The sequence below is a fragment of the Zetaproteobacteria bacterium genome, assembly GCA_003696765.1.
Classification (GTDB): domain Bacteria; phylum Pseudomonadota; class Zetaproteobacteria; order Mariprofundales; family J009; genus RFFX01.
The window spans coordinates 1-10,211 of the sequence record RFFX01000078.1; the positions used below are offsets into that span (position 1 = coordinate 1).

Annotated in this window: 5 protein-coding genes; 1 reads left to right on the forward strand and 4 read right to left on the reverse strand. The window is 68.2% G+C overall.

The genetic code is table 11. The features are described from left to right. Positions 1–688: hypothetical protein (locus D6682_07395; protein ID RMH50250.1), on the forward strand; the 688-nt coding region annotated here is incomplete at its 5' end. Between the two features lie 65 nt (positions 689–753). Here D6682_07395 and D6682_07400 read toward each other — a convergent pair. From D6682_07400 to D6682_07415, 4 genes are all read right to left on the reverse strand, one after another. After that, on the reverse strand, positions 754–3,987 hold the full coding sequence (locus tag D6682_07400; GenBank protein RMH50251.1) for a DEAD/DEAH box helicase: 3,234 nt from the start codon (positions 3,985–3,987) through the stop codon (positions 754–756). A gap of 240 nt (positions 3,988–4,227) precedes the next feature. After that, the gene (locus tag D6682_07405) at positions 4,228–4,686 is read right to left on the reverse strand and encodes a nucleoside deaminase (GenBank protein ID RMH50254.1); all 459 of its coding nucleotides are present in this window, start codon (positions 4,684–4,686) and stop codon (positions 4,228–4,230) included. A 19-nt stretch (positions 4,687–4,705) separates the two neighbouring features. Continuing rightward, the gene (locus tag D6682_07410; protein ID RMH50252.1) at positions 4,706–6,139 is read right to left on the reverse strand and encodes a glutamate synthase subunit beta; all 1,434 of its coding nucleotides are present in this window, start codon (positions 6,137–6,139) and stop codon (positions 4,706–4,708) included. After that, positions 6,132–10,211: glutamate synthase large subunit (locus D6682_07415; GenBank protein RMH50253.1), on the reverse strand; the 4,080-nt coding region annotated here is incomplete at its 5' end. The genes D6682_07415 and D6682_07410, both read right to left, overlap by 8 nt.

Genomic DNA, 10,211 nt, shown 5'->3' on the forward strand with positions numbered 1-10,211 from the left:
GAGGCTCTCCCTGCGGTTGGAAGGGATCGCCCTGCCGAGGCTCGACAGGGTCATGATCGCCGCCACCGGGCTCCATGCCGTGCGCGGTCGGCTCGACCTGCGGCTGGAGGGGAGGCTCACCCCCCGGCTGCGGCTCGACGGAAGGGCGGTGATCCACCATTTGCAGCTTGCGCCGCACATCCCGGTGGAAGGGGTCGATCTCTCCCTGCCGCTCACCTTCGGCCTGCGGGCAATGACCGACGAGGAGGGGGTGACCCGGATTCCTCTGTCGCTGCGTGGCAGCCTGCACCATCCGCGGCTCGAGACCGGGCGGATCCTCGCCCTGGTCAAACGGAATCTGATGCCCGACGGGCTGGAGGGGGAGGCCCGCTACCTGGCGGTCGGGTTCCGCAGCGGCAGCGCCGTGCCGACCCCGGCCGGCGAGAAGGCGCTGGCGCACATCGTTCGGCTGTTGCGTGACGGCGGGGCGGTGACGCTCCTGCTGCGCGGCTGTGTCGGCAAGGGAGAGCCGTCCGGCGAAAAGGGACGGCGGCTGGCCGCCGAGCGGGTGGGGGTGGTGCGTGCCGCGCTCGCCGGGAGGCTGCCGCGCGGAAGCCGGTTGCGGGTGATCTACCCCGATCTGGTACGCCCATCTCCCGATATCCCGGGCAAGATGGCGCGGGTCGAGGTGGGAATCCGGCCACGGTGAGCCGCGTTCGGGAGGGGGCGCTCGGCCAGTCGGATGGCGGGGCCGGCGGGCTTCGTGGCGGGCGGTCAGCGGATCGGGGCGAAGAGGCTCTCCAGCTCCGCCTCGCTCCAGAGCGGCTGCTTTCCCCTGGTCGCATCGTGGATCCCCTCGGCCAGTTGCCGCTTGCGCGCCTGCATCTCCAGGATGCGCTCTTCCACCGTACCGGCGGTGATCAACTTGTAGACGAAGACCGCCTTCTCCTGTCCGATCCGGTGGGCGCGGTCGCTCGCCTGATCCTCCACCGCCGGATTCCACCACGGATCGTAGTGGATCACCGTATCTGCGGCGGTCAGGTTCAAGCCGGTGCCGCCCGCCTTGAGGCTGATGAGGAAGAGCGGGACCTTCCCTTGCTGGAAGCGCTCGATCGGGGTGATCCGGTCGCGGGTGTTGCCGGTCAGTTTGCTGTAGGGGATGCCGAGCGAGCGGCATGCCTCCTCGATCAAGCGGAGCATCTTGGTGAACTGGGAGAAGAGCAGGATGCGTCGCCCCTCGCTGACCATCTCCGGCAACATGTCGCAGAGCAGCTCCATCTTGGCCGAGGGGGGCGGGGGATCCTGGCGCAGGCGGAGCAGCCGTGGATCGCAACAGACCTGGCGCATGCGCAACAGCGCATCGAGCACCACCATCCGGCTGCGACCGAGCCCGACGGCGGCGAGCGATTCCCGCACCTTCTGCTCCATCGAGAGGCGGACACTTTCATAGAGCCGCTGCTGCTGCTCCTCCATCGTGACACAACGCACGATCTCCGTCTTGGGCGGGAGCTCCCGCACCACGTCGCTCTTGGCGCGGCGCAGCATGAAGGGGCGGATGCGCAGGTTGAGCTGCTCCCTGCGCAGTTGGCTCCCCTCCTGTTCGATCGGCCGGCGGAAGTGGCGGGTGAAGCTCTGCTGTCCGAAGAGGTAACCGGGCATGAGGAAGTCGAACTGGGTCCAGAGCTCGCCCAGGTGGTTCTCCAGCGGAGTGCCGGTGAGGCAGAGGCGGTGTCTGGCGTCGATGGTCCGTACGATCTGCGCCGCCTTGGAGCGGGGATTCTTCACCTGCTGGGCCTCGTCGAGGATCAGCAGATGGTAGCGGAAGGCGCAGATCGCCTCCCGGTCGCGCGGCAGGAGCGGATAGGTGGTCAGCACCAGATCGTGGTCGCCGATGCGGTCGAACGCCTCTTTCCGGTTCGGTCCATGCAGCACCAGCACCGACAGGTCGGGGGTGAAACGGGCCGCCTCCGCTTTCCAGTTGTGCATCAGGCTTGTCGGCGCCACCACCAGCGCGGGGAGGTCCAGCCTCCCCTCCTCCTTCTCCAGCAGGATGTGGGCCAGGGTCTGCACCGTCTTTCCCAGCCCCATGTCGTCGGCCAGGATCCCGCCGAGACCGAGCTGGCGCAGGAACTGCAGCCAGTTCAACCCCTCGATCTGATATTCGCGCAGGGTGGCGCGCAGCCCCTGCGGCACCACCGCCGCCGGGATGGCGTCGCTTTCGGTCAACCGGCGCATCTGCTCCAGCCACTCGTCGTTCTGCTGGAAGCGGACGTCGGGCCTCTGCTCCAGCGCCCTGCCCAACGCCACCCACTGGGTGGCGGGAACCGTCTCGTGGCCGGTGAAGAGATCGACCAGGTGGCGCAGCATGCTCTGCAGGATTCCGGTGGGGATGGCCAGCCAGCGGCCGCCGGGCAATGGCAGGTGGATCTTCTTCTGCCGGGTCAACCCCTCGATCGCCTCGTCGGTCAGGTATTCCGGGTTCTCGTGCAGCCAGCCGGAGACCGCTTCGATCAGGTCGAGCTGCTCCCGGCTGTCGGTCGAGGCGGTCAGCGTGGCGCGGCCGCTGACCCCTTCCCCTTCGATGGCGAAGTGCCAGTCGGTCACCTCCATCGCCCGGAAACGGAAGCTCTCCTCGATCTCCACCACGAATCCCTGCGCACGCAGTTGCGGCACGCAGTCGGTGACGAAGCCGAACCATTGCTCGTCGGAGATGGCGACCCACTCGGGGATACGCTGTCTGCGCTGGTGGGGATCGACCGGCATGTGGCTGAGGCCAAAACGGACCAGCAGCGAGCGGCAACGCAGCTCTTCGCCGCGGTCGCGCTCGGCACGGACCAGCAGCTCCCCCTCCTGCCAGGTGAGCAGTCGCTCTTCGCTGTCGCTGTGGACCAGATGTCCCTCGTAGTCGAAGAAGAACTCCGCGCCGGTGAGCGGGCGGTTTCCGGTGGCCGGGGAGGCGGGCAGGGTGTAGAGGCGCAGCAGCGGCGTGGGGGTGACCATCCGCTGTTCCACCGGGACCGGTTCGGGCTGCGGGATCCCCTCGGGCAGCACCGCGCGCAGCCGGGTGATGCTCTCCTCCTGCCGTTCCACGGAGATCTGCGGAAGCTGCAGCAGATCGGCTGCGCGTTCGGCCATCGGGCAGGCCACCGGGCCGCAGCGGTGGGCTTCCGCATCGATGTACCATGGCGGGGTGAGCGGCAGCAGCGGCGGGAACTCCTCTCCCACCTGCAGGGTCAGTCTCTGGTTGCCGGCCTGGTCGCGCCGCCAGCACCATAACCCCTTGCGCTCTTCACCGGCGGCGAGCGCCGGCCGGTTGTGGTCGAGATAGTGGCAGCGACCGGTAGCGATCGCCGCCTCGAGCAGGGCGGCCGCGGCGCTGCCGGTGAGCGGAACATGGTGGTCGAGCGGCTTCTCGCGCAGATCGATGATGCGCTGCGCCAGCTCGATGTCGACGGCCAGCGCGAAGTTGGGACGGGCCGCGATCACCCGATCGGGCGGAAAGCGGTTGAGCATGCCATATCCGCCGCCGTCGCGCTGTTGGGTGGCGCGCAAGTGGAGCAGGGGGCGCCCCTCCTCGTCGGGGCGGATCAGGTAGATCAAACGCTGGCGTATCCCCGGTGCGTAGAGGTTTTCATCGGCCATCGCCCGGGCATCGCCCCGGTCGAGGCGGTTCAGCCAGCGGCCGAAGGGATCCTCGGTTCGTGTCGGTGCATCCTCGTGCCGCTGCTCCTGCTCCGCCCGCAACCGGTAGAGGAGGGCGGCGACATGGGGGCAGTTGAAACCTACGGTGCAACTGCAGTCTCCCTGGATCGCCTCGCGGCCGAAGTGGACCGTCACCTCGGCCGTCTCCTCTCCCTCCCCCTCCAGGACGGCGCCGCGCAGCAGTCGGGGATGGACCAGGTCGTAGTGGAGGATGGCGCCCGCCTCGAACAGCCGCTTGCCCCGCCGCAGGTAGGCGGCGTTGAGGTGACGGCGCAACAACGGCACGGTGATGGTCGGCGTGGTCAACCTTGATGGACTCGCAAAAAGCCCGTCCGTGGGCTTTTTGCTCGACGGGGATCGAAGAGCGCGGTCTTCGATCCCCTTACAAATCCGTCGGTTGCATGCGCAACCTCCAGATTTGCTCGGCCGTCCTGGCCGCGGCTGCCGGCTTCTTGCGAAGCCGTCAACCTTGATGGACTCGCAAAAAGCCCGTCCGTGGGCTTTTTGCTCGACGGACCACAAATCCTCCAATTGCCGGCGATACCATCATCGCTGGCGCCTGCGCCGGCGGAAGAAGTCGGTCAACAGCGCGCCGCAGGCCGCCGCCTCCACGCCGCGGGTGAGCTGGGGTCGGTGGTTGAGCCGCCGGTCGGCGAGCGTCTGGTAGAGGGAGCCGGCCGCCCCCCCCTTGGGGTCGTCGGCGCCGATCACCACCCGGGCGATGCGGGCGTGGAGGATCGCCCCGCAACACATCAGGCAGGGCTCGAGGGTGACGGCCAGGACGGCGCCGACCAGGCGGTAGTTGCCCTGCGCACGGCAGGCGGCGCGGATGGCGCGGATCTCGGCGTGGGCGGTGGCATCGCAGGTGGTGATCGGCGCATTGTGTGCCGTGAAGAGGGAGCCGTCGCTGCAGAGCAGAGCGGCGCCGACCGGAACCTCGCCCACCGTCTCGGCACGCGCGGCTTCGGCCAACGCCTGTTGCATCAGCGCCCGCTCCTCCATCAGCGACCCACCCGACGGAGGATCAGCGCGGCAGGATGGTCGAGCCGGTGAGGTATTCGTCGACGGCGGCGGCGCAGCCGCGTCCTTCGGCGATTGCGCGCACCACCAGGGATTGGCCGATGTGCATGTCTCCGGCGGTGAAGAGCTTGTCGATGTTGGTACGGAAGCGCTCGTCCGCCGCCACGTTGCCGCGGGGATCGAGCGCCACGCCCAGCTCCTCGAGCATTCCCCCATGCACCGGATGGAGAAAGCCCATGGCCAACAGTACCAGATCGGCATCGAGCCGGAACAGGCTGCCCGGGATCTCCTCCATCCGCCAGCGCCCCCCTTCGTTGTGCCAGGCGACCCGGACACACTCGACCGCCGCCACCCGGCCGTTGCCGTCGTCGATCAGCCGTTTGGTCGAGACCGAAAAGAGGCGCGTGCACCCCTCTTCCTGCGAGGTGGAGGTGCGCAGCTTGTTGGGCCAGTCGGGCCAGGTGCGCAGCTTGTCCGGCTCCTTCGGCGGCTCGGGCAGGATCTCCAGTTGGGTGATCGAGGCGGCGCCGTGGCGGTTGCTGGTGCCGATGCAGTCGCTGCCCGTGTCGCCGCCGCCGATCACCACCACATGCTTGTCCGCAGCCGAGATCCGCTCCTCCTCGGGGATGGCATCGCCGGCGAGGATCCTGGTCTGCTGGGTGAGCAGCTCCAGCGCGAAATGGACCCCTTTGAGGTTGCGCCCGGGCACATCGAGGTCGCGCGGCTGACCGGCGCCGCCGGCCAGCACCACGGCATCGAAGTCGCGCAGCAGGTCGCCGGCCGGAAAATCGACGCCGACATGGGCGTTGACCCGGAAATCGACCCCTTCGGCCCGCATCTGGGAGAGCCGGCGGTCGATGAAGCGCTTCTCGAACTTGAAGTTGGGGATGCCGTAGCGCATCAGTCCGCCGATGCGGTCGGCCTTCTCGAAGACCACCACCTCGTGCGCCGCACGGGCCAACTGCTGGGCGCAGGCCAGCCCCGCCGGGCCGGAGCCGACGATCGCCACCCGCTTGCCGCTCTTCTTCTCCACCACCTCGGGGATGATCCACCCCTCGCGCCAGCCCCGCTCGGCGATGGCCAGCTCGATGTTCTTGATCGACACCGGCTTGTCGATCAGGTTGACGGTGCAGGCCTCCTCGCACGGCGCCGGGCAGATCCGGCCGGTGAATTCCGGGAAGTTGTTGGTGGCGTGCAGGGCGTCGAGCGCGCGGCGCCAGTCCTCCCGGTAGACCAGGTCGTTCCAGTCGGGAATCAGGTTGTGGATCGGACAGCCGTTGTGGCAGAAGGGGATGCCGCAGTCCATGCAGCGGGCCCCCTGGGTGGAGAGGTCCTCCGGCAGGCGGAAGAACTCGTTGTAGTGGGTGATGCGGTCGGCGACCGGTGCGTAGGAGAGATCCTCGCGGGCATACTCCTTGAATCCGGTGGGCTTACCCATGGGCGACCTCCATTGCTTCCCGCCGTTGCGCCTCCTCGATCTCCCGCAGCGCCCGGCGGTAGTCGACCGGCATCACCTTGACGAAGCGGCGGCAGGCGTTGCCCCAGTCCTCCAGCAGCCGGGCGGCTACCGTCGATCCGGTGAAGCGGAGGTGGCGACGGATCAGCTCCTGCAGGATGCGCTGGTCGTTCTGATCGAGCGAGTGGCGGATGTCGACCCGGCCGGCCGTCTCCAGGTCGGGGCCCTGATGGTCGAGCTCCTCGAGTGCGTCGGCCTCGGCGCGAATCGGTTCGAGCTCCACCTGGGCCATGTTGCAGCGGTCGGCGAACCGGTCGTCCGGGTCGTAGACGTAGGCGATCCCGCCGCTCATGCCGGCGGCGAAGTTGCGCCCGGTCGGGCCGAGCACCACCACGGTGCCGCCGGTCATGTACTCGCAGCCGTGGTCGCCCACCCCCTCCACCACGGCGACGGCACCGGAGTTGCGCACCGCGAAGCGCTCGGCGGCGATGCCGCGGAAGTAGCACTCGCCGGCGATGGCACCGAAGAGCACGGTGTTGCCGACGATGATGTTCTCCTCGGCGATGATCCGGCTCTGTTCGGGTGGGTAGATGATGATGCGGCCGCCGGAGAGCCCCTTGCCGACATAGTCGTTGCCCTCGCCGGCCAGCTCCAGCGTCACCCCGCGGGCCAGCCAGGCTCCGAACGACTGGCCGCTGGTGCCGGTGCAGCGGATGTGGATGGTGTCGTCGGGCAGCCCCTCCAGGCCGTAGCGCCGGGCGATCTCACCGGAGAGCATGGCGCCGAAGGTGCGGTGGGTGTTGCGGATGGCGAAGTCGATCTCCACCCGCTCGCCCCGTTCGATGGCCGGGGCGGCCTGCGCGATCAGCGCGCGGTCGGCCACCGACTCCAATCCGTGCTCCTGCCGCGCGCAGTGGTAGGGGGCGCACTCCCCCTCGACCCGATGGAAGATGGGTGAGAGATCGAGCCCTTCCGCCTTCCAGTAGGCGATGGCCCGGTTGGTGTCCAGCCGGTCGACCCGGCCGATCATCTCATCGAAGGTGCGGAAGCCGAGCTCGGCCATCAGCTCGCGCACCTCTCGGGCGACGAAGCGGAAGTAGTTGACCACATCCTCGGGCCTGCCGACGAAGTTGCGCCGCAGTTCCGGATCCTGGGTGGCCACCCCCACCGGGCAGGTGTTGAGGTGGCATTTGCGCATCATGATGCACCCCTCGGCGACCAGCGCGATGGTGCCGAAGGCGACCTCGTCGGCGCCGAGCAGGGCGGCGATGACCACATCACGCCCGGTGCGGATCTGGCCGTCGGCCTGCAGGATGGTGCGGTCGCGCAGACGGTTGCGCACCAGGGTTTGCTGGGTCTCGGCCAGGCCCAGCTCCCAGGGGGCGCCGGCATGCTTGATCGAGGTGAGCGGGCTGGCACCGGTGCCGCCGTCATGGCCGGCGATCACCACATGGTCGGCATGCGCCTTGACCACTCCGGCGGCGATGGTCCCCACCCCTACCTCGCTGACCAGCTTGACACTGATCTCCGCATCGGGATTGACGTTCTTCAGGTCGAAGATCAGTTGGGCCAGATCCTCGATCGAGTAGATGTCGTGGTGCGGCGGGGGGGAGATCAGTCCGACGCCGGGGGTGGAGTGGCGTACCCGCCCGATGCGCCGGTCGACCTTGTGGCCGGGCAGTTGCCCCCCCTCGCCCGGCTTGGCCCCCTGGGCCATCTTGATCTGGATCTGGTCGGCGTTGACCAGGTATTCGACGGTGACGCCGAAGCGGCCGGAGGCGACCTGTTTGATGGCGCTGCGCATGGAGTCGCCGTTGGGCAGCGGCTTGAAGCGCTCCGGCTCCTCGCCCCCTTCGCCGGTGTTGGACTTGCCGCCCAGCCGGTTCATGGCGATGGCCAGGGTGGTATGGGCCTCGTGCGAGATCGAGCCGAAGCTCATCGCGCCGGTGGCGAACCGCTTGACGATCGCCTCCACCGGTTCCACCTCGTCGATCGGCACCGGTGTTCCCGGAACGAAGCGGAACATGCCGCGCAGGGTGAGCAGCTGCCCCTCCTGCTCGTTGATCCGGCGGGCGTACTCCTTGTAGAGGGTGTAGTCGTCGCTGCGCACCGCATGCTGCAGCAGCTTGATCGCCTCCGGGGTGAGCAGATGGGCCTTGCCGCTGTAGCGCCAGGCGTATTCCCCTCCGACATCGAGCGCCTGCCGGTAGATGCGGCGGCGGCCGTAGGCGGCGCGGTGGCGACGGACGCTCTCCTCGGCGATCTCACGCAGGCCGGCCCCCTCGATTCGGCTGGGGGTTCCGGTGAAGTAGCGGTCGACGAACTCGGAGGCCAGCCCCAGCGCCTCGAAGATCTGCGCGCCGCAGTAGGACTGGTAGGTGGAGATCCCCATCTTGGACATCACCTTGAGCAGACCTTTGTCCACCGCCTTGATGTAGCGGTTGTGGATCTCCTCCAGGGAGATGTCGGCGGGGAGCTGCCCCTCGCGCTTGAGGTCGAAGAGGGTGTCGAAGGCGAGGTAGGGGTTGATCGCCTCGGCACCGTAGCCGGCGAGCGTGGCGAAATGCTGCACCTCGCGGGCGCTGCCGGTCTCCACCACCAGGCCGGTCTCCACTCGCAGGCCGGCGCGGATCAGGTGGTGGTGGACCGCGCTGGTGGCCAGCAGCGCCGGGATCGGCATGCGGTCGGCGTTCATGTCGCGGTCGCTGAGGATGATGATGTTGTAGCGGTCGCGCACCGCCCCCTCCGCCGCGCGGCAGAGTCGCTCCAGCGCCGCCTCCATCCCCTCTGCACCCTCGTCGATGGGGTAGCAGATGGAGAGGGTGATCGAGCGGAACCGGTTGTCGGTGTGGCGGTCGATGTGGCGGATCTTCTCCAGATCGGCGTTGGTCAGGATCGGCTGATGCACCTCCAGCCGAAGCTGCGGTTCCTCCCTGCCCAGGCCGAGCAGGTTGGGGTTGGGGCCGACGATGGAGGTCAGGCTCATCACCATCTCTTCTCGGATCGGATCGATCGGCGGGTTGGTCACCTGGGCGAAGAGCTGGCGGAAGTAGTTGTACAGCGGCTCCGGCCGGCGCGACATCACCGCCAGCGGGGTGTCGTTGCCCATCGAGCCGACCGCCTCCTGGCCGGAGAGGGCCATCGGCGTCATGAGGAACTTGATATCCTCCTGGGTGTAGCCGAACACCTTCTGCCGGTGGAGCAGCGTGCCGTGATCCGGCGGCATCGGCGTCACCTCGTCGGGGAGATCCTCCAGCTGGACCTGCGTCTGCCTCAGGATCTCGCCGTAGGCGCGGGCGCCGGCCAACTGCCGCTTGATCTCGGCATCGTCGATGATCCGCCCGGCCTCCAGATCGATCAGCAGCATCCGTCCCGGCTGTAGCCGCCACTTGCGCACGATCCGCTCCTCGGGGATGTCGAGCACGCCGCTCTCCGAGGCCATCACCACCAGATCGTCGTCGGTGATCAGGTAGCGCGCCGGGCGCAGCCCATTGCGGTCGAGGGTGGCGCCGATCTGGCGACCGTCGGTGAAGGCGACCGCCGCGGGCCCGTCCCACGGCTCCATCAGGGCGGCGTTGTATTCGTAGAAGGCGCGCCGCTGTTCGTCCATCAGCTTGTTGCCGGCCCACGCCTCGGGGATCATCAGCATCGCCGCGTGGGCCAGCGGGTAGCCGCCGGCGACCAGCAACTCCAACGTGTTGTCGAAGCAGGCGGTGTCGCTCTGACCCTCGTCGCTGATCGGCCACAACTTGGCCAGATCGTCGCCGAGCAGCTCCGAGCGCATCGAGTGGCGTCGGGCGTTCATCCAATTGATGTTGCCGCGCACGGTATTGATCTCGCCGTTGTGCGCCACCATGCGGAAGGGGTGGGCCAGCTCCCACGAGGGGAAGGTGTTGGTTGAGAAGCGCTGGTGCACCAGGGCCAGCGCACTGGTCATCCTCGGATCGGTCAGGTCGGGGTAGAAGGCGGAGAGCTGATGGGAGAGGAACATCCCCTTGTAGACGATGGTGCGTGAAGAGAAGGAGGCGATGTAGAAGCGGGCCGGGTCGTCGAA

Bases quoted from the DNA above. Each gene is read 5' to 3' on its own strand.
- D6682_07410 (RMH50252.1), bottom strand. From the start codon at position 6,139: ATGGGTAAGCCCACCGGATTCAAGGAGTATGCCCGCGAGGATCTCTCC.